Raw genomic sequence first — 19,047 nt, forward strand, 5'->3', positions numbered from 1 at the left:
GCTTGACCCTGTAACGATTACAAGGTTTAGGCTAGTGGTTATTCTCTTGACTCACAAGTAGGTAACCGGTGATGACGCTGATCAATGAGCTATTAAGTATTGCGCTGAGTGCTGCGCCTTGGTTAATGCTGGGCTTGGTGATTGCGGGGCTGATAAAGGCGTTGATGCCAGAGCACTTATTACAGCGCTGGATGGGCGGGCGTGGGGTGGGCAGCATCTTACGCGCAGCGGTGATTGGTATGCCGTTGCCGCTGTGTTCCTGCGGGGCGATTCCCACGGCGCTGGCGCTGCATCGGGGCGGGGCAGGCCGTGGGCCAACCACGTCTTTTCTAATTAGTACCCCAGGCGTGGGCGTGGATTCCATGCTGATCACCAGTGTGTTGCTAGGCCCATTAATGGCGCTAGCGCGTGTGCTGGGGGCATTGGTAACCGCGATAGTGACGGGCATTTTAGTGGGTTTTACCAGCCAGTCAGCAGTGTCGAAAAATACCCCCGTTAGCCGTTGCTGTGCATCAAAAGGCTGCACTTCTCAAGACGATGCCGAGGCCAATGAACAGGCCACTGAGTCAACAGAGGTAATCGCCGGATTGAAATATGCCTTCAGTGATTTGCTTGATGACATCAGCCGTTGGATGTTTGCCGGTTTATTGCTGGCGGGCGTGCTGGTGACCTTTGTGCCGCCAGAAACCCTGGTGGGGTTTTCAGGAGGGCTGTTGGCGCTCGTTCTTATGGCGGTGATCGGCATTCCTTTATACATCTGTGCGACCGCCGCCACCCCGGTTGCCGCTGGCTTGCTCTTGGCGGGCATTTCGCCGGGAATGGCGTTGGTTTTTCTACTGGCGGGCCCTGTGACCAGCCTGGCAACCCTGGCCATTTTGCGCCGTGAGCTTGGCAGCCAGGCATTGGTGGTGTATCTGGGCAGCATTCTGCTGGTAACGGTGCTGATCGGCTGGGTGTTTGACCAGGGGCTTGCGATGACCGGCTGGAATCCTGTTCAACAGGCGAGCCAAGTTCAGGAGCTGTTACCCGTATGGCTAGAGTGGCTGGCTTTAGGCGCGTTGGTGCTGTTTTCTATTCGCCCTGTTCGTAAACGCTTGCTGGGGTTTTAGGTAAATAAACGTTCTGCTAGAAACTCCACAAATAGCCGTGTGCGTTGGGAAGGGTGGTTTGGCGGTAATAAACCGCGTTGATGGGTTGGGTGTGTAGCTTTTAGAAGCCCTAAGCACGACTCAACCGATGGCGTAGTTTCGGCAGCGTACGGGCGACGGGCGGCAGGCGGGTGGCCATGACTAACGCGGCAATGGCGGCATACATTGCCCACTCTTGCATGTCGGCACGCACTACCCAGAAAAAGTGCAGCAGCACCAGGCCTAAAATGACATAGGAAAATTTGTGCAGCGGCTTCCAGCGTTTGCCTAAACGGCGCATCGACCATTTGTTAGAGGTCGCCCCTAATACGGCAAGGCCGATCAGCGCGATCATGCCGACGATGATGTAAGGCCGCTTGACTAGCTCGCTAGCGAGTAGCGCCCAGTTAAGCCCGAGAATAAACAGCGCGTAGCTGAGCATATGCAGGGTGGCGTAGGCGAGTGTCCACAACCCCAGTTGGCGGCGGATTAATGCAAAGCCTTTCCAGCGGGTGAGTTTGGTGAGCGGTGTAAGGCTTAGCGTGAGAAGTAGCATCCATAGCCCGCCAATGCCGATATTCAGCAGCAGGTAGTTTCCTGGCTCGGGGCCAGCGGCGTTAATCGCCACCTGCCAGCCCCAGAATACCAGCGGCGCTAACGCCGCCAGGAACACTCCTATTCGCCATAGCAACCATACGCGTGGCGTTGCCATTAGTAGTGTTTCCTTAAATCCATACCGGCATATAACTCGGCGACCTCGTCGCCATAGCCGTTAAACATCAACGTATCAATCGTATTGGAGTTGAATAGGCTGTTGGGTAGCCGCCGCTCAGTGGCTTGGCTCCAGCGCGGGTGGTCAACCTGCGGGTTAACGTTAGCGTAGAAACCGTACTCATTAGCGGCGATTTGCTGCCAGGAGTTAACCGGCTGCTCTTCCACTAGCGAGATACGCACAATCGATTTGATGCTTTTGAAGCCATACTTCCAGGGCACCACCAGCCGTAAGGGTGCGCCATTCTGGTTAGGCAGTTCGCGGCCATACATGCCCATGGCCAGAAGTGTCAGCGGGTTCATGGCCTCGTCTAGGCGCAACCCTTCCACGTACGGCCAGTCGATGATCGAGAACGAGGAGCGCTGGCCGGGCATTTGCTCCGGGTCTACCAGGGTTTCAAAACGCACGTATTTGGCTTTGCTGGTGGGGTCGGCACGCCTGATCACCTCGGCAAGAGGAATGCCTAGCCAGGGAATCACCATCGACCATGCCTCTACGCAACGCAGGCGGTAAATGCGCTCTTCAAATTGTGAGGGCTTAGCGAAGTCTTCCAGTGAAAAGCGCCCACCGTTATTTACTTCGCCATCGACCACCACGCTCCAGGGCTGGGTTTCCAGGCTGCCGGCATGGCGTGAAGGGTCACGTTTATCAGTGCCAAACTCGAAAAAGTTGTTGTAGCCACTGGCATCATCAAAGGGGGCGATTTTATCTTTTTCGGGATTACTGGGGGTGATGGCGCGCCACTGGGTATCGCTGATTTTTTCCCTTAGCCAAGTTGGGGCATCGCCCGCTGGCACGTCAGAATAATCTTCGTTGGCACGGACGTGGCCGGAGAGGGCGAGCCCGGCGCCCAACCCTGCCATGCCACCCATAAAGCGCCGCCGGGAGAGGTAAATAGATTCCGGTGTTACATCGGATTCGTGTAAATCACTCGGTTTGGCAATCTTGATTAGCATAATGTGTCTCCACTCGCTTTGGGAAAGGTGTGTGAGCTGCGGCCAGTTTGCATGAGGTTTATCACAACCAGCTCTCAAGGTTATTACGTATTTATAACGTTGGATGAAGAGGGCACGGTAGGTAGCCGTATGCAGAAGGCTGCTCCGCCAGTGGCGAGGTTTTCGACACCAATATCACCGCCCTGAAGCGTCATGATTCTGCGCGCAATGGCCAACCCGAGCCCCGCATGGCCAGCGCCGCTAGCGGTTTCGCCGCGATAAAAGGGATCAAAGATATGCGGCAGATCCTGTTCCGCAATGCCTGGGCCGCTGTCGTTGACGCACACCTGTGGTTCGCCGTTCGTTTGGCCAAGCACAACGTTGATGTGGCCGCCCGCGGGGCTATAGGCAATGGCATTGCTGATCAAGTTATCCAACACGCGTTCGGTCATGGCGAGGTCGGCGTAAGCGGTTGGCAGTGCTGGGTTTCCACTCAGCGTTAGCGCCAAGTGGCTGTCGCGTGCGGCTTGGTCGTGTTTCTGAACCACGTCGTGTACCAGTTCTGCCAGCGGGAAGGGTTCGGGCACTGGCTGCTTTTCTTTTGCCTCGAGTGCGGCAAGTTCGAAGAGTTCATCTACCAAGCGGCTTAAACGGCGGCCTTCTTTGAGGGCGATATCGAGGAAGCGATCCTGCTCTTGCAGGCTGAGACGATCACGTCTTAATTTCAGGCTTTCGATATAACCTTGCATCGACGCGAGCGGAGTGCGCAGATCGTGGGATACCTGGGCGATCAAGTGGCGGCGCTGGGCATCCTTTTCTGTCAGCTGTTCGATCTGGGAGGCGATCCGACGCGCCATGTTGTCAAAGGTAATATCCAGATAATCGATCTCGTCACGAACTGCGTGCGGCTTATCGAGCCGGGGCTGGCTTATGTCGTTGTTCTCGAACGCTTCCACCCGTCGTGCTAACGCTCTAAGGCGGCGGGTTAGCAGGCGGAAAATAGTCAGCCCTGCGACCATCGCCACTATCAGGCTGACCAATAACGCCCAGGCGCTCATTTTCAGTAATTTACCACCACGGGCCATGGTTTCTGCCGCGTCGTACTCTTCACCCCGCAACACGACATAAAGGTACCCTTCTGGATTGTCTGCGGTAGGCACCGGCGTTACGGAAAAGACTTTCTGCCGATCATGACTGCGGGGGTCGTCGCCGAGTATCGGATAAAGGCGCATGTCATCCATCAGCCTGTGAATGGGAGCCATCGAGACTTGGTTGCGCTTGATCTTCGACGGGTCTGCAGAATAAGACAGGATGGTGCCATCCAGCCCCAGCAAGTAGATCTCAATGCTGGGGTTAATGGCCATATACAGCGCGAAGAGTTCTTCTAGGGCGCTCCGATCAAGCGCTCCGTCGCTAACTAGATTTCTGTCTGATACCAGGTTTTTGGCCAGGTTTTGATGTAACGCCTGGTTGACCGAGGCACTGTATTCACGCAGCGAATAGAGGCTGATGAAAGTGTAAAGCAGGCCAACGACGAGCAGTAATAGAAACAGGCCTAGGGCTAGCCGGGTATAGAGTGTTTTCAACATAACTTATTCACGGAAGCGATAGCCGACCCCCCAAACTGTCTGGATAAACGCGGGGTTTGCGGGATCAGTTTCGATCTTACCCCGAAGGCGGTTGATGTGGGTATTGACGGTATGCTCATAGCCTTCGTGGCTGTAGCCCCATACGGTGTCGAGCAGTTGGGCACGGCTAAATACCTGACCTGGGTGCGTGGCAAAATGCCATAGTAGGTCAAACTCCCGGGCGGTGAGTTCGACAGGCTGATCCTTGATAAATACTCGCCGACGCAACGAGTCAATCCGCAGCTCATCAGAAATTAACTCTTGCCGACTGGGCTCCGCAACTGCTGCGGATGCCATAGCGTCTACACGGCGGAATAAAGCTTTCACCCTTGCCGATAGTTCAGCCACACTAAAAGGTTTCGTGAGGTAATCATCCGCCCCTATTTCCAGCCCTAGAACCCGATCAAGCTCAGTACTTTTAGCCGTTAGCATCAGTACCGGAACGTAGCCTGGGCCGGAGCGGATTTCACGGCAAATCGACAGCCCATCCAGGCCGGGCAGCATCAGATCGAGAATCACGAGATCGATGCCCCCTTCACGAAAACGCGCAAGCCCGGTATCACCCCGCTCGCAAAGAATGGGGTTCATGCCAAGTTCAGCTACATGCATACGAACGAGTTCACCGATACCTGGGTTATCCTCAATAATCAGTACGTTTCGTGTCATAAGTGTTCGTATCATCGTTTTTTGTGCTAAGTCCGCTTGATGCGCCATAGCGTTATAATGGCTCTAGGCGCGTATCTACGCGTGATTAGTTGCTACTCGCCAACAGAGAGATTCAGAACTATCCTAGGCGCGCACCATCACGGGGGCGTCATGGAGTGATACTGAGTGTACCGTGCAAAGTTCACAAATGTGTCACGGGGACCCGAACAATAGAGTGATGTCAGTGATAACGTCCTCATTAATATCAATACGCGTATTTCAGCAAGGAGAGCGCCTATGGCCACTATACGCCGTCAACTTATGTCATTAATTGAGCAGGGCGTAATACCCCCTGATCAAGTGCCACTAGCGGTTAAAGCGGCGGGAATTCGTCCGTCAACCCGAGAATGGGCGCTGTTAATTGACCGGCTGTTGCTGTGGCTGGGAGGCTTGTCGCTGGCCTGCGCGGTGCTGTTTTTTGTGGCTTTCAACTGGTCGGATATGGGCCGTCTGCCGCGTTTCGCGTTAGTGCAGGCCGCGTTGGTGTTGGCGGTGGGGGTAGCGGTATGGGGCAGCGCTAATGTGATGCTGTTTCGGGTGGCGTTAACCGCGGCGTTTCTGTTGGCGGGGGTATTGCTGGCGCTGTTGGGTCAGGTTTACCAAACCGGCGCTGACCCATGGCAGTTATTTTTCATTTGGGCATTGCTCACCCTGCCTTGGGTGGGGGTAGCACGCTTTGATGCGCTTTGGGTGTTGTGGCTAGGGCTTTTGAACCTATCAATATGGCTTTATAGCAGTACTTGGGGCGGTATTTTGGGCAGTGGGCTCTTTGCCAATAACGCGGGTTTATGGGGGCTGGTGGTTATCAACCTGGCGGCTCAAGCGGTTTGGGAGTGGGGCGCGCAGCGAAGGGGTTGGCCAGGGCGTTGGGCAGTGTGCTTGCTGGCACTGGGTAGCGGCGTACCGCTGACGCTACTGATGGTGGCGTGGGTGAGTGCGGAAACGTATGCGTTGACACCGATTGTAGTGGTATATCCCGTGTGGTTGGCAGCGTTGTATGGCGTTTATCGTCAGTGGCGGCTTGAGCTGTTTATGTTGGCGGGGGGCTGCGTATCAATCATCACGGTGGCCACATTACTGCTAGCCCGCACGGTGCTGTGGAAAGGAGGGGTGTGGTCAGGACAGTGGCATGAAGGCAGCTTGCTATTGCTAGCAGGTGCTGTGTTTGCCATGGGGGCGGCAGCGGTAACGTGGTTGAAACGATTAAACGCTGAGGACGTGTCATGAGCCAGCCCATAAATACCTTAAAGCAGCAATTAACGCTGGCGAGTGTTTCGTTGAACGAGCCTTCATCAACTGCATCGTTGCCATCTCCTTGGTTCGTGCGCGCTTTGCAGGCGTTTTCTGGCTGGTTAGCGGCGCTGTTTTTGTTGGGCTTTATTGCCACGGGTGTGGTGTTTGTAATGGAAAGCCCGTTGGTTTCTCTTGTGGTAGGCAGTTTGTTGATGGGTGGGGCGTTTGCGCTACTACGCGCAGCGCGAAGCGATGTGTTGGAACACATGGCATTGGCGTTTAGTTTAGCCGGACAGATATTAGTGGCTTGGCCAGCAGCCGAAATGTGGGGCGTCTCTGCAAACCTATGGTGGGTATTGCTGGCACTGCAGTGCGCGTTGGCGCTGGTCATGCCTAGTCAGGTTCACCGCAGTATGTCGGCGTTTTTAGCGAGTTTAGCATTGGCGATGGCGCTGGCGGCCCATGGGCTGGAACCGGTGGCAATTGGCTTGGTAGTACTGGTGCTTACGCTGCTCTGGTTGAATGAGTGTCGTTGGCCGGGGTGGATAAGTGCGATTCAGGCATGGGGGGTAGGCTTGTTAGCGGGGCTGTTGGTGCTTCAAGGGCAGGCGTACTCGGGTCAACGTGGCTGGTTCTTAGATTTGGGCGTTCAGTGGATTGGCCCATGGCTCGCCAATTGGCTGGGCATTGCGTTGGTGGCACTGGCCTTATCGGGTGTTATTCATCAGGCATTTCGTCAGCATTCTCAGCCTGCCATTGCGCAACGTTTGGCGATGTATGGCGCGGTTGCCCTAGTGGCGGTGTTATCTTTTTATATGCCTGGGTTTGGCGCTGGGGTGACCGTGCTACTGCTCGGGTTTGCGATTGGTCATTGGTTGTTAATGGGGAGCGGTGTTTTGCTACTTCTAATGGCGGTTAGCAGTTACTACTACTGGCTGGACGTGACGCTGTTGATGAAATCACTCATGTTGCTGGCCATGGGGGCGTTGTTGTTAACCCTTCGCTTGGCTTTGAAGCGTTGGTTGCTAAACCGGTGGTTAACATTGAATAAGTCCGTGGCGGTAGGAGATGCCAATGAGCAGTAACGTTAAGCGAAACCGTTGGATAGTGATTGCCGCTACTGCCATTGTGCTAGCGGTGGTTAACTGGGCAATTTGGCAGAAAGAGCATCATTTAGCTGAAGGCGAGATAGTTTACTTGGAGCTTGCCCCCGTTGATCCGCGCTCGTTAATGCAGGGGGACTACATGGCGCTTAGCTTTGCGTTGGCCGATCGTATCCGCATGCAGCGCGCGATCAATCGACATCAAGAGTCGGTTGTAAATGCAATGCAAACAGCAGCCAATGGCAGCGTGGTGGTTCGTTTGGATGAGGCATCGATTGCCCACTTCCAGCGCTTGGATGACGGTATGCCGCTAGGCGACGACGAAAGGCGTTTACGCTATCGGCTGCGCCATGGCGAAGTGCGTTTTGCCACTGATGCGTTCTTCTTCCAAGAAGGCCACGCCGAGCGTTTTGAGCCTGCCCACTACGGCCAGTTCCGAGCCAACGAACACGGCGAGCTGCTGTTAGTGGCGCTACACGATGCGTCGCTAAACCGCCTAGGAGAGATGGAAAGGTGATGTTTGTGTTGGCAAGCGTCATCTGTCGCAGTTAGCGGCGCGATCAGTATGGGTTGCTAGAACACTAGCTTCTTGCTCGATTGGAGAGCGTAGTCTGTACTTTATTCGATGACTAACATGGACGTTCGGCGTGGAACTGGTGGCTTTATTGGCCAGTTGGTGGTCTAAAATCGGCGCACTTTTCACTAATAAGGTTTGTATGACTATAAACAGCTCGTGGCTTGTGTGGGTGGCAATGGTTGTCACCCTGGTGTTTTCCGGCCTCTGCGCGGCACAAACTCAAGGAGATGAGAGCGAGAATAAAAGATGGTTCGCCATTGATGCGCTTAATGCAGGGTTAGGCGATCCGCCTGAAGAGGCTACGCGAATGTCGCCACGAGAGATGGTTCGCAGTTTTTTATCGTTCACCGAAAGCAAAAACTACGCCGCCGCAGCGCATTTACTTAATCTCAACGATATTGACCCAGGCGAACAGCAGGAACAGGGTGCTGAGTTCGCTAGGCAATTGGCTGAGGTATTAATGCGTGGAGAGTGGCTGGATGCGTCTAATATGTCCGGCCGTCAAGACGCGGCGATTGAAGACGCCTCTGGTCAAAACCCTCAGGCAGGCGAGCCTCAGCGCAATATTGAGCTGGCAGCCCTAACGGTAGATGGCCAAGCCTACGATGTTCGGCTGGGCCGCTACCGCGTGGGGGAAGAAGATCCTGTTTGGTTAGTGATGCCAGAAAGCGTGTCGTTTATTCCGATTCTTTACGAAGAGTATGGGCCTTCAATGTTGGAACGCTATATTCCCGAGCGGTTAAAAGCGTCGTTTGGCATGTTAAAAATTTGGGAATGGTTAGCGATCCCGATTTTTTTAATCGTCATTGGCACGGTGGGAGTGATCACTTACTACGCTGTTGGGCTAGTGGCTCGTCTCCTACCTTCGGGCGTATTTACTATTTTTGCCGATCAAATTGGCGTGCCCGTGGCGATGATTGTCATGTCGCTGGTAACGCAGATGCTGCTGGACTACGTCGTATCGTTTTCCGCCATTGCGACGACAACGTTCCGTGTTCTGTTGATCTCTATTATGGCCTGGGGCGCAGGTGTCATTGCGCTGAGCTTGGTCGACACGATCATGCTGCGCTTAACACGACGCCTAGTCGGGGAAATTGATGACACCAAGCCCAGAGACCAGCGAAAGCTGTTAACCTCACTGTACGCACTGCGCCGCGCTATTATTCTGATCGCCGTGACTGGCGTATCTATCTATATCCTGGGCCAGGTTCAGCTCTTCGAAACCCTTGGCTTGTCTATCCTGGCATCTGCCAGCGTATTGGCAGTACTCGTCGGTGTGGCGGGCCAAACGGTGCTTGGTAATATTCTCTCCTCTTTTCAGCTGTCGTTTGCCAAACCCATTCGTATTGGCGACCTAGTAATCTTTGAGGGCGAGTGGTGTTATGTCGAAGGCATCTTTTATACCTTTATTCGATTGAGGTCATGGGACGAGCGGCGTTTGATTGTCCCCGTCACCTACTTTACCTCTAAGCCTTTCGATAATTTATCGGTGAAGAGTACCAAGATGTATCGATCTCTGGTGCTGACGCTCCACCTTAATGCCGATGTAGGACTGCTAAGAGATAAGTTTCTCGAATTCGCTAAAGAGGAAGAGAGCGTTATCGAGCACCACAAGCTGTTGTGTTACGTGACAGCGCAAACCGGCACGGCCCAAACCATCACCTGCTATTTAATGACGTCAGACCCCATGGCTGGCTGGACAGCCGAGATGAACTTGCGCGAGAAGCTACTAGCCTTTATCCGCGATAACCATCCAGAGTGGTGGCCCAGGGAAATCGTGGTTATCAGCCATGAGGACTTTGCGCGTGGAGAAGCTCAAGGAAAACGCTCGCAGAAAGCGGATAGCGCTGATGAGCAGCCGTCTAAATAGCAGTAAATAGGCAACTGTGAATAGGCAACTGTGAATAGGCAACTGTGAATAGGCAACTGTGAATAAGCCGCTTTGAGTAGGCAGCTTTGAATAGACAGCGGCAAGCGCCGCTGCTTATTTTGCTGAGACTTTGGCTATGTACACAGCGTCAAGAAACCATCTTTATCGATAAACCCTTTGTCGTCTGTGACAAACCAGTGCTGGTCGTCGAGTTCTTTGATGGCGGCGGCGGTGCGTTTCGGGTCGTTTAGGTAGCCCTGCATTACCTGGGGGCCGCTGATCAAAATGATGCCGGCTTCACCGGTTGGCTGTTCTACAAAGTTTTCCGGCTCCACAATTTTAAAGCTGGTGCCGGGAAGTGGCATCCCCACAGTGCCCGCTTTATTGCCTTGCTGTATCTGCTGATTATGCCTGCCCAGTGCATCCGGCAGGTTAACCGATGCGACGGGCGCGGTTTCAGTTGCGCCATAGCCGATGTAAATCGGCTTATGGAATTTATGCGTGAAATCATTGCATGCGCTTGCATTCAGGGGGTCGGCACTGATCACCACCGCCCGTAGGCTTTCCAGCATGCGTGGGTTCACGTTTGAGCTGTGGTTCAACCGCTGTAGAAAGCCTGTTGTGCCAAACATCAGGGTGGCTTTGTGCTTGGCGACAGCGCTGGCAATACCGGAAAGGTCGTCTGGGTCTGAGTGGCAAACCAGCGGAAGACCTTCTATCAGTGGCAGTAATTGGGTAACCGTGAGACCAAAGGCATGGAACAGGGGCAGCGACCCCATCACCACATCATCGTGCTGGGTGTTAAGAACATCAGAGATCTGCTTGATATTGGCCATTAGATTGCGGTGGCTGAGCATGACGCCTCTAGGCTGCCCTTCGTTTTGACTTGGAAACACAATGGCAGCGGTGGCTTCAGTATCTCTATTGTGGCAATAAAGGCGTTGAAGCAGCCACGTAGGTAGCAGGCGGACAGCAAGCCATGTGCTGATGCGTTCACTACGGTGGATGCCAGCTTGTAAATCTTCCAGGTAAATCGTTTGCGTATTAGCCAGCCGCTGGCTGATGTTGTGCCCTTGTTGATCAAGCTTTTCAACGAAGTGACGCGAGGTAAACACAGTGTCGATGTTGGCCTGAGTAAGTGCCGAAATAAACGCTGCTTGGTTAGCGGTGTTATTGAGGTTGACCAAGGTTTTACCCGCTAGAAGTGTTGCCATATTGGCCAACACGCCCATGCTGCTATTGGGCAGCAGTAGGCCCACGTTTTGCCCTGGAGCCAGTGTGTGAATACGCTTGGCAATAAGCAGGCTGGTGGTAAGCGCTTGGCCTGCGGTAAGCGTGTGGCTAGCAGTAAACGTTTGACTAATAGAGTCGGTGAGGGCGGGCGCACTGAGGTTGCGTTTGACGCTACGAATCCAGGCGTCGGGCAGCGAGGGCAGTTCATCGATAGCATGTTGCCACGAGTTCGTTGCTTGTTCGAAGATGCGCTGTTTGAGCACGTCGGCAGGGGTATCTTTAGGTAATGGCTTACCAAACGCGACGACAACCGAGCGATGGATAGGGGCATTACGCAGCTCTTTTAACTTGCTGGAGGAGCGAGAAAACTGACTACCCCAAAGTCCGCGCAGGTAAAATGGCACAATGCGGACCTCGGCGTTTGCCATCTCACAGGCTCGTTCGTAGCCCCGGCGAAGTTCACCTAGCTGGCCGTTGTGACTAATCGCACCTTCTGGAAAAAGACATACTACTTCACCGTTATTCAACTGTTCAGCAACGGCGGCTAAGGCGTTATCGGCGCCTGCGCCCCGTTCAATAGGAATGCAGCCCAGCGCTTTGAAAAACCAACGTAAGTACCAACGTTGATAAATATCCTTCAGCATGACAAAGCGGACAGGTCGAGGGCTGGCAATTTGCACCATCGCCCAGTCTACCCAGCTGATATGGTTGCCAAGTAGCAGCACCCCACCTTGGGCAGGCAGGTTTTCCAGCCCATGCACATCGACACGATAGCGGCGGGTAATCAGAAAGCTGAGCAGAAAACGCACCAGACTTTGGGGCAGTTTGAAGATCGTGTAACCACCTCCCACCATGGCAACGATAGCCACTAGCAGCAGCAGATAGTGGCTATCCACACCGGCTAGGGCGAACAGCGCGGTCAGCGCTAGAAAGCCCAGCATGGAAAGGTTCTGAATCCAGTTGTTAGCAGCTAAAACGGTGCCTAGTTCATGGTCTGAAGCGTGGAATTGAATCAGTGCATTGAGCGGTACAATAAATAGCCCGCCCATCGTGCCAATAAACACAAAGTTTAGCGCTTGGCTGGTAGTTGTGGTGAGCAGTGGCAGGCACCACAGGCCAACGGCAACCCCAACGGCCCCTAATGGAATCAAACCGGTCTCAATGCGGTTACGAGAAAGTTTGCTGGCTAGCAGTGATCCTAGTGCAATCCCAATACCACTAGCGGCAAGAATTCCTTGAAGCACCAAAGTGTTATCAATGTTGAGCGCATCCTTGGCATAAGCGGGGAACGCGGCGAGCAGCACCTGGCCCACCGACCAGAAGGTCGCAAGGCCGATAATGGACAGCCGCAGTACCGGTTGGCGGCCCAGAATGCTCAGGTTGTCTTTTAGGGCCGTGCCCTTGATGTAGCGCTGCCAAGTGAGCGGGGTCGTAGAGGGCTGCGCGTTATCCAATTTCAGTCGATAAAGCGCTATTACTTGGATGACGCTGTTCAGTACCAGCAGCCAACCCAGCGGCGCGATGTTGCGCAATAACTCGCTGGGCGTTTGAGCGTTAGTTAAAATCCAGCTTTCAAACAAGGCGGTAAAGACCACGGTGCCTGCCAAAATGGCACCAATAGTGACGGCCTGAATAAGCCCATTGGCCTCTGCCAGGCGCGGTTTGCCAAATAGCTTTTTTACCAAGCCGTATTTCGCGGGAGAGTAGAAGGCTGATTGAATTGCCAAGACCAGCGTCATGGCAAACGCCAGCCAAAACCAGCCTTGGTAGTAAGCGGCAGTGATGCCCAGTGAAACGGCAACAGCGGCCCAGGCGGAAACCCTTAGAATACGCACTTTGGGGTAGCTATCTGCCACGTGGCCTGCCGGGCTAAACAGTAATATAAACGGCAGAAGAATAAGCCCATTGACCAGTGCAGTGAGCACTACCTGAGTTTCTCCGTTGTAGCTTTTAAAAATCGTGTTTTGAATAACGATTTTATGCCCTAAATCTACAAAGGCATTTAAGAAAATGGCAATTAAATAGGGCCAGACACCGACGATGCGAAGTAGAGGTTGCATGAAATGACGCCTTGTAAACCAGAAGTTAGGACACTTTCGGTAACTGGTGATAATGTTGCAACTGTTGCGGTCAAAGTTGTGTTATTTGGGCTTTAAGGTATCGTTATACGCTACTTTATCTGTTTGGAGGTGAGGTGTCTCAGACAAGCGCACTTATTGATACCTTAAAACGCCAGCTGCGCTCTCAAGGTAAAACTTACGCGGATGTGGCGAGTTGGCTTGAGTTAAGCGAAGCCTCAGTCAAGCGGCTGTTTGCTGAGCAGCACATCACCCTAGAGCGGCTAGAACGTATTTGCGATCAGCTTAACCTGGAATTCTCTGAGCTGGTGCAAGCCATGCAAGAAGAAGAGCACCGCTTGCAGGAGCTTACTCAGGCGCAAGAGCAGAGCATAGTCGATGATCGTGAGCTTTTTTTGGTCGCGGTGTGTGTCATTAACGGCTATCGCTTTGATGAAATTCATCGTCAGTATCAACTCAGCGAGGCACAGTGTACTCGTCAGCTGCTGGCGCTAGAACGACTAAAGCTGATTGACCTATTGCCGGGCAATCGAATCCGACGACGAGTGGCCGCTAATTTTCGCTGGCGACCTGGTGGGCCTATTCAGCGGTTTTTTCAGCAATATATTGCCACGGAATTTTTCCACTCACGTTTTGATGGCGACAACGAAAAGCTTATTGTGCTGAACGGCCTGCTTTCCCATGCGGGTAATGTGGAATGGCAGCAAACGATGCAGCGGCTGGCGAACGAGTTTCACGCCTTGTGTGAACGTGAAAGCGGGTTGCCCATTCACCAGCGTTTTGGCACCACCTCGGTGTTGGCCGTTCGTCAGTGGCAATCAACGTTGTTTAAAGATGTTGCCCGTGGGTCGTATCAAAAAAGTAACCGTGTATAAAAGCTGTTTTTATTGCTGAATATGTCGAGCGTACACATTTTATGAGCCTTTATTGTTATGAGTAGCACCCCTTTTCAAGCGCTGGCCTGCCCACTGGATGGCGAACCATTAAACCGGGTAGGTAACGTATGGCGTTGTTCTGCCGGTCATAGTTTTGATGTTGCTAAACAAGGTTACGTCAACTTGCTTCCAGTACAGCAAAAGCGTTCTAGCGACCCTGGCGACAGTAAATTGATGGTGGCGGCGCGGCAGCGTTTTCTTGACGCCGGTTATTATCAGCCCATCGCTCAGACGGTAAGCAAACATCTGTTTAACCACGCTGAAGTTCAATCTGACAGTTCGCTATTCGGTTGCCTGGATGCTGGGTGTGGTGAAGGCTATTACTTGCGTGAGCTAGCTCGCGCTTCGCCAAGTGTCCGGCCACTTTCACTGATAGGGTTAGACATTTCCAAGTGGGCAGTGCTGTCGGGGGCCAAGCAAGATGATAAAACATCGCCGCTGTGCAATTGGGTGGTCGGCAGCAACGCTCACTTGCCTGTTCAAACGGCAGTACTTAACTGTGTGCTGTGTATGTTTGGCTTTCCAGTACATCACGAGTTTGCGCGTGTGTTAAAGCCAGGAGGTCTGTTGGTGCAGGTTGAGGCAGGGGCAGGGCACTTGCGTGAGCTACGGGAAGTTATCTATCCCACGCTTAAACCAGAGGTGGCAATAGAGCGAGTGTTGCCAGAGAGTTTTGCTTATTTGCAAGGCGAATCAATCAGCTATCAAGTGACGCTGGAGGGCCAAGCGATGATTGGTGATTTACTGTCGATGACGCCACATCTTTACCGCGCCAGTCAGGAAGGTCGTGCACGTGCAGCTGCTCTTAATGAGCTCATACTGACGGTAGATGCCAAGCTAATGATATACGAACGGAAATAAAGCGTAAGTATAAGGACGTGAGTACAAAAGAGGGGGGCAATCACCTAATCACTCTCTTATTATTAAACTCCAAACGCAACAAGGCCCGCGTAGGCGGGCCTTGTTATCCGAACCGGTTAGGGTTCGAGCAAATTCTTAAGCCGTTAGGACTTAGGACATTTGCTTGATGTTAGAAGCCTGAAGGCCTTTCTTACCCTGGGTAACGTCAAAGGAAACGTTAGCACCTTCTTGAAGGGTTTTGAAACCGTCAGACTGAATTTCAGAGAAATGAGCAAAAAGGTCGTCGCCACCGTCAGAAGGAGCGATAAAACCAAAACCTTTAGTGTCGTTAAACCATTTAACTGTGCCAGTTGCCATGATGTAGATCCTTTCGCGCTAATGCGCCGTAATAAAGTTCCTGGTATTACCCAGATGATTAAGTAGCGGGTGAAACAAGGAATACAATGTCAGGCTGCCGAAATAGATCGTACACTTCTGAAACCATGCTGCTTGCTAACCAACTGCAGTTACTCTGACATGATTTTTCCTTTCCGTCAAAGCCTTTTGTGAATATTTTCTGAGGGCGGTGTCCCAGGGCACGGTTATTTCCAACCCATTTTCCAAGCGCTCGTGTCTTTTAAGTCTTGCCAAGCAAGGATGGCTTCGCGGTTTGAGTGAATAGCTTCAATCACCACCTCCACAACCTGCTCTTCTTCATTGCGTAGGAGTTGGGTGACGATGAAATGCTTTTCTTTATTGCGAGGCTGCACGGCAGTCCACTTGCTGTTGTGGAGTTTATCTGGGTTGATGGTGTTCACAATGATACTCCTTTGAGTGAGTTAGTGAATGAGTGCGCTACGGTGAAGTAGATCGCTATGATTAAAATGATATCGTTAGCAGGGTATCTTTGAAACGCCAACCCTATCGGTAAGGCACGTTTTCAACACAAGGAGCATCTTATGATTGCCGAATACGAATTGACCTACTTGAAGCGCGCTGTGGCCTTGGCAGAAAAGGCTTTAAATGCGGGAGATGAGCCATTCGGTAGCCTGTTGGTAAATGCCGATGGCGAGGTGTTAGCCGAAGACCGCAATCGTATTGCTGGCGGAGATTCTACTCAGCACCCGGAATTTTCGCTGGCCCGCTGGGCAGCGAATCATATGACGCCTGCAGAGCGTGCGAAAGCGACCGTATATACGTCTGGGGAGCACTGCCCTATGTGTGCGGCGGCCCATGGGTGGGTGGGCCTAGGGCGTATCGTTTACGTAAGTTCTTCTGAGCAGCTGAGTGCTTGGTTGGCTGAGCTGGGCGTAGCACCACCGCCTGTCGCTACCTTGTCGATTAATGAAGTAGTGCCTGGTTTGGCTGTGGATGGCCCGGTGCCTGGGCTGGATGAGCACGTACATGCTTTGCATCGTCGCTTACATGCATGATCGGTTTAAGCGACTGGAAAGAAGTAGTGGGCAGTTTGCGGCCAACCAAGTCAAAACATCGCCTTGTTTCAACAAGGCGATGTTGGTTAACTCGGTATGAAGTATATCAGTACCTATCTACGCCTAATGCTTCAAGATGACATAAAACGCGTGAATGATGCCCGGCACAAAGCCAAACAACGTCAGAATGATATTCAGCCAGAAATGCCCTTTGAAACCAACCTCAAAAAACACCCCTAACGGGGGCAGAATAACGGCAAAGATCATCTTGATCGGGTCCGTCGCGGTAAATGCCATGAAGCCTCCTTTGCGTACAAATATAGTAATGTTTGGTGGTAGTAGTGTTTGATAGCGGCTTTGATAACAGTAGGTTGTCGTTACGACCGTGAGTGTAACGGCAACGATTACGCTTAGTGAATTAATAAGTCATAGTTATGATGCTTTTTATTCTTCTTCGTTCACATGCCTGAGCAAGTATGTCTACCAACCCTGCTGACGACTGATTAAGAAGGGACGCCATGAGACATCATTTACCATCGCCACTGTTACTTGCTTGCACTGTTCTAGTCAGCCCGGTGTGGGCGCAGGCAACCAGCAGCGAGAAAGCAGTGCTGCCTACGGTAGAGGTAAGTGCTCCACGATTAGCCCGCGAGCTATATGCAACGCCAGCGGCAGTCTCTACTTTGGAGGGTGGGGAGATTGCCCAAGGTCAGCAGCGCGTTAGGTTGGATGAGTCGCTTAACCGGGTGCCTGGGGTATTTTTACAAAACCGTGATAACTTCGCCCAAGGGCAGCGAATTGCTATTCGCGGCTTCGGTGCGCGTGCTCCCTTTGGGGTGCGTGGGATTACCGTCATGGTGGATGGCATTCCTTACACGCTTCCGGATGGCCAGGCGCAGTTGGATGCCATTGATTTAGACAGTGCCAAGCGTATTGAAGTGATCCGCGGGCCGTCTTCAGTGCTTTATGGCAATGCAGCTGGCGGAGTGATTGCCGTTACTACCGCCGATGGGCGTGATAACCCTGGTTCGCGGCTGCGAATGGGCGCGGGTAGTGATGGCTACCAGAAAGTTGCGCTGCAAAATGGGGGTGTTCAGGGGGATTGGTCGCACCACATTAGCCTGACAGCCCTTAATGTTGATGGCTATCGTGACCAAGGCTCAACCGAAAAATATTTACTGAATGCGAAACTACGTCGAGAGCTAAGCAGTGAGCGGGCAGTTACCGCGATTATTAACTTGCTGGATAATCCCCGATCTGAAGACCCTGGCGCGCTTAATGCCCGCGAAGTTGCCGCTGGACGACATCAGGCAGCGCCCAACTCGATTGCATTGGATGCCGGGCAAACTGTCGATCAACAGCTGTTCGGCCTACAGTATGAAGACTTAGCGGTAGGAGATGGCGAGCTGTATCTCAACGGTTTTATTGCTCAGCGCCGTTTTGAACAGCAGCTTCCCTTTGTGGGCAGTAGCCGCTTGGGCTATCAACGCGACTATATGGGTGCAAGCGCTGAATACCATCACGAGATAACGATAGGGAGCCTGCCGCTTAGCTATATTGTGGGCATGGATGTGGCACGTCAGGAGGATGATCGGTTTCGCAATGATGTTGGTGCCCAAGGAGCAGTTGGCGAGCCGCTAGCGGATGAAACCCAAACAGCGACTTCCGCGGGCGTGTTTGCTCAGGGAGATTTAGCGCTCTCGGAACAGTTTACGTTATCGCTGGGCACGCGGTTTGACCGGGTGGCGCTCAATGTCGACGACACGTTTCTTGCCGACGAAGATCAAAGCGGGGAGCGTACTTTTAATGAGTGGAGTGGTTCGGCGGGGCTTAGCTACCGTTATCGTCCGCAGCATCAAGCGTACATTAACACCGGGACGGCCTTTGAAACGCCAACATTTTCTGAGTTTTCCAACCCTTTAGGCGGCGGCTTTAATCCTACTGTTAAGCCTCAAAAGGCATGGAACCGCGAAATAGGGCTGCGTGGTTACATTGGGCCGTTGGCAATGGATTATGATCTCGCGCTATTTTCGGTACGCGTGCGTGATGAGCTGGTGCCCTATGATGAAGGTGGCCGTACCTTCTATCAGAATGCAGGCGACACACATCGCGATGGTATTGAGCTGGCGCTGGGCTGGCAGCTTGCCGACCAGTGGCGTGTTAACAGCGCGTTGACCCTCGCGCGCTATGAGTTCGACAAGTTTGCAACACCTAGTGAGCGCTTTGATGGCAACCGGATTCCTGGGTTGCCAGAGCAAACGTGGGTGAATCAGTTGACCTGGGGAAACCTCGATCAGCGTTTCGCAACGTTAGAAACCGAATACATTGGCGATTTAGTAGCGGATAACGTTAATGAGACAGCGGTAGATAGTTACTGGCTTCTCAATCTACGGGTAGGCGATGGCTGGCAGTTGACCGAAGATACGCGGCTAAGCGCTTATCTTGGTCTGCGCAATCTGCTTGATGAAGAGCACTACGCTAATGTGCGCTTAAACGGTACGTTTGGCCGCTTTTACGAGCCAGCTCCTGGCCGTAGCGTATATGGCGGCGTAGAGCTAAGTTTTTAAGCCAAGTTCTT

At 52.8% G+C, this 19,047-nt stretch carries 17 protein-coding genes; 9 read left to right on the top strand and 8 right to left on the bottom strand.

The window, feature by feature from the left end:
- Positions 1-71: 71 nt before the first annotated feature.
- Positions 72-1,109: an SO_0444 family Cu/Zn efflux transporter gene (locus tag ELY33_RS02750; RefSeq protein WP_126943598.1), complete on the top strand. Its 1,038-nt coding sequence runs from the start codon at positions 72-74 to the stop codon at positions 1,107-1,109.
- 109 nt (positions 1,110-1,218) lie between these two features.
- Here ELY33_RS02750 and msrQ read toward each other — a convergent pair whose 3' ends face one another.
- From msrQ to ELY33_RS02770, 4 genes are all read right to left on the bottom strand, one after another.
- The gene (gene msrQ / locus ELY33_RS02755) at positions 1,219-1,839 is read right to left on the bottom strand and encodes a protein-methionine-sulfoxide reductase heme-binding subunit MsrQ (protein WP_126943601.1); all 621 of its coding nucleotides are present in this window, start codon (positions 1,837-1,839) and stop codon (positions 1,219-1,221) included.
- Positions 1,839-2,855 (bottom strand): protein-methionine-sulfoxide reductase catalytic subunit MsrP, encoded by a 1,017-nt coding sequence (gene msrP / locus ELY33_RS02760; RefSeq protein ID WP_126943604.1) that lies wholly within the window; start codon positions 2,853-2,855, stop codon positions 1,839-1,841. The genes msrQ and msrP overlap by 1 nt, the downstream gene beginning before the upstream one ends.
- Before the next feature lie 83 nt (positions 2,856-2,938).
- A complete protein-coding gene (locus ELY33_RS02765) occupies positions 2,939-4,423 on the bottom strand; it encodes a sensor histidine kinase (RefSeq protein ID WP_126943607.1) in 1,485 nt (494 codons plus the stop codon).
- A gap of 3 nt (positions 4,424-4,426) precedes the next feature.
- Complete coding sequence (locus ELY33_RS02770; protein ID WP_126943610.1) at positions 4,427-5,128, bottom strand: response regulator transcription factor; 702 nt, start codon at positions 5,126-5,128, stop codon at positions 4,427-4,429.
- A 276-nt stretch (positions 5,129-5,404) separates the two neighbouring features.
- Between ELY33_RS02770 and ELY33_RS02775 the strand changes: the two genes are divergently transcribed.
- From ELY33_RS02775 to ELY33_RS02790, 4 genes are all read left to right on the top strand, one after another.
- Entirely contained in the window at positions 5,405-6,394 is a 990-nt protein-coding gene (locus ELY33_RS02775) for a DUF2157 domain-containing protein (RefSeq protein ID WP_126943613.1), read from the top strand.
- Positions 6,391-7,485, top strand: coding sequence for a DUF4401 domain-containing protein (locus tag ELY33_RS02780; RefSeq protein WP_126943616.1), 1,095 nt, complete (start codon positions 6,391-6,393; stop codon positions 7,483-7,485). The genes ELY33_RS02775 and ELY33_RS02780 overlap by 4 nt, the downstream gene beginning before the upstream one ends.
- Positions 7,475-8,020, top strand: a complete 546-nt coding sequence (locus ELY33_RS02785; protein ID WP_126943619.1) for a GDYXXLXY domain-containing protein — start codon at positions 7,475-7,477, stop codon at positions 8,018-8,020. The genes ELY33_RS02780 and ELY33_RS02785 overlap by 11 nt, the downstream gene beginning before the upstream one ends.
- 199 nt (positions 8,021-8,219) lie before the next feature.
- The gene (locus ELY33_RS02790; RefSeq protein WP_126943621.1) at positions 8,220-9,950 is read left to right on the top strand and encodes a mechanosensitive ion channel family protein; all 1,731 of its coding nucleotides are present in this window, start codon (positions 8,220-8,222) and stop codon (positions 9,948-9,950) included.
- Between the two features lie 134 nt (positions 9,951-10,084).
- Here the strand turns inward: ELY33_RS02790 and ELY33_RS02795 are convergent, their stop codons facing one another.
- Positions 10,085-13,243 carry an acyl-[ACP]--phospholipid O-acyltransferase gene (locus ELY33_RS02795; protein WP_126943624.1) on the bottom strand — a complete coding sequence of 1,053 codons (3,159 nt, stop codon included), beginning with the start codon at positions 13,241-13,243 and terminating at the stop codon, positions 10,085-10,087.
- 134 nt (positions 13,244-13,377) lie between these two features.
- Here ELY33_RS02795 and ELY33_RS02800 point away from each other — a divergent pair, with 134 nt between their 5' ends.
- A complete protein-coding gene (locus ELY33_RS02800) occupies positions 13,378-14,136 on the top strand; it encodes a helix-turn-helix domain-containing protein (RefSeq protein ID WP_126943627.1) in 759 nt (252 codons plus the stop codon).
- A gap of 57 nt (positions 14,137-14,193) precedes the next feature.
- Positions 14,194-15,057: a putative RNA methyltransferase gene (locus ELY33_RS02805; protein ID WP_126943630.1), complete on the top strand. Its 864-nt coding sequence runs from the start codon at positions 14,194-14,196 to the stop codon at positions 15,055-15,057.
- A gap of 150 nt (positions 15,058-15,207) precedes the next feature.
- On the opposite strand, the gene ELY33_RS02810 is transcribed toward ELY33_RS02805, so the two are convergent.
- Together ELY33_RS02810 and ELY33_RS02815 are read right to left on the bottom strand one after the other, a co-directional pair.
- Complete coding sequence (locus ELY33_RS02810) at positions 15,208-15,414, bottom strand: cold-shock protein (protein ID WP_009722287.1); 207 nt, start codon at positions 15,412-15,414, stop codon at positions 15,208-15,210.
- A 224-nt stretch (positions 15,415-15,638) separates the two neighbouring features.
- Positions 15,639-15,854: a TIGR02450 family Trp-rich protein gene (locus tag ELY33_RS02815; RefSeq protein ID WP_126943633.1), complete on the bottom strand. Its 216-nt coding sequence runs from the start codon at positions 15,852-15,854 to the stop codon at positions 15,639-15,641.
- Between the two features lie 141 nt (positions 15,855-15,995).
- On the opposite strand from ELY33_RS02815, the gene ELY33_RS02820 reads away from it, so the two are divergent.
- Positions 15,996-16,469 carry a nucleoside deaminase gene (locus tag ELY33_RS02820; protein WP_126943636.1) on the top strand — a complete coding sequence of 158 codons (474 nt, stop codon included), beginning with the start codon at positions 15,996-15,998 and terminating at the stop codon, positions 16,467-16,469.
- 123 nt (positions 16,470-16,592) lie between these two features.
- Here ELY33_RS02820 and ELY33_RS02825 read toward each other — a convergent pair whose 3' ends face one another.
- Positions 16,593-16,766, bottom strand: coding sequence for a YqaE/Pmp3 family membrane protein (locus ELY33_RS02825; protein ID WP_009722289.1), 174 nt, complete (start codon positions 16,764-16,766; stop codon positions 16,593-16,595).
- A 221-nt stretch (positions 16,767-16,987) separates the two neighbouring features.
- Between ELY33_RS02825 and ELY33_RS02830 the strand changes: the two genes are divergently transcribed.
- A complete protein-coding gene (locus tag ELY33_RS02830) occupies positions 16,988-19,036 on the top strand; it encodes a TonB-dependent receptor family protein (RefSeq protein WP_126943639.1) in 2,049 nt (682 codons plus the stop codon).
- The last annotated feature ends 11 nt before the right edge of the window (positions 19,037-19,047 follow it).

The sequence above is a fragment of the Vreelandella andesensis genome (assembly GCF_003989795.1).
Taxonomy (GTDB): Bacteria; Pseudomonadota; Gammaproteobacteria; order Pseudomonadales; family Halomonadaceae; genus Vreelandella; species Vreelandella andesensis.

Coding starts and splice junctions, on each gene's coding strand:
- ELY33_RS02770 (WP_126943610.1), bottom strand. CDS start 5,128: ATGACACGAAACGTACTGATTATTGAGGATAACCCAGGTATCGGTGAA.
- ELY33_RS02775 (WP_126943613.1), top strand. CDS start 5,405: ATGGCCACTATACGCCGTCAACTTATGTCATTAATTGAGCAGGGCGTA.
- ELY33_RS02785 (WP_126943619.1), top strand. CDS start 7,475: ATGAGCAGTAACGTTAAGCGAAACCGTTGGATAGTGATTGCCGCTACT.
- ELY33_RS02765 (WP_126943607.1), bottom strand. CDS start 4,423: ATGTTGAAAACACTCTATACCCGGCTAGCCCTAGGCCTGTTTCTATTA.
- ELY33_RS02810 (WP_009722287.1), bottom strand. CDS start 15,414: ATGGCAACTGGCACAGTTAAATGGTTTAACGACACTAAAGGTTTTGGT.
- ELY33_RS02825 (WP_009722289.1), bottom strand. CDS start 16,766: ATGGCATTTACCGCGACGGACCCGATCAAGATGATCTTTGCCGTTATT.
- ELY33_RS02805 (WP_126943630.1), top strand. CDS start 14,194: ATGAGTAGCACCCCTTTTCAAGCGCTGGCCTGCCCACTGGATGGCGAA.
- ELY33_RS02795 (WP_126943624.1), bottom strand. CDS start 13,243: ATGCAACCTCTACTTCGCATCGTCGGTGTCTGGCCCTATTTAATTGCC.
- msrP (WP_126943604.1), bottom strand. CDS start 2,855: ATGCTAATCAAGATTGCCAAACCGAGTGATTTACACGAATCCGATGTA.
- ELY33_RS02820 (WP_126943636.1), top strand. CDS start 15,996: ATGATTGCCGAATACGAATTGACCTACTTGAAGCGCGCTGTGGCCTTG.
- ELY33_RS02830 (WP_126943639.1), top strand. CDS start 16,988: ATGAGACATCATTTACCATCGCCACTGTTACTTGCTTGCACTGTTCTA.
- ELY33_RS02790 (WP_126943621.1), top strand. CDS start 8,220: ATGACTATAAACAGCTCGTGGCTTGTGTGGGTGGCAATGGTTGTCACC.
- ELY33_RS02750 (WP_126943598.1), top strand. CDS start 72: ATGACGCTGATCAATGAGCTATTAAGTATTGCGCTGAGTGCTGCGCCT.
- msrQ (WP_126943601.1), bottom strand. CDS start 1,839: ATGGCAACGCCACGCGTATGGTTGCTATGGCGAATAGGAGTGTTCCTG.
- ELY33_RS02780 (WP_126943616.1), top strand. CDS start 6,391: ATGAGCCAGCCCATAAATACCTTAAAGCAGCAATTAACGCTGGCGAGT.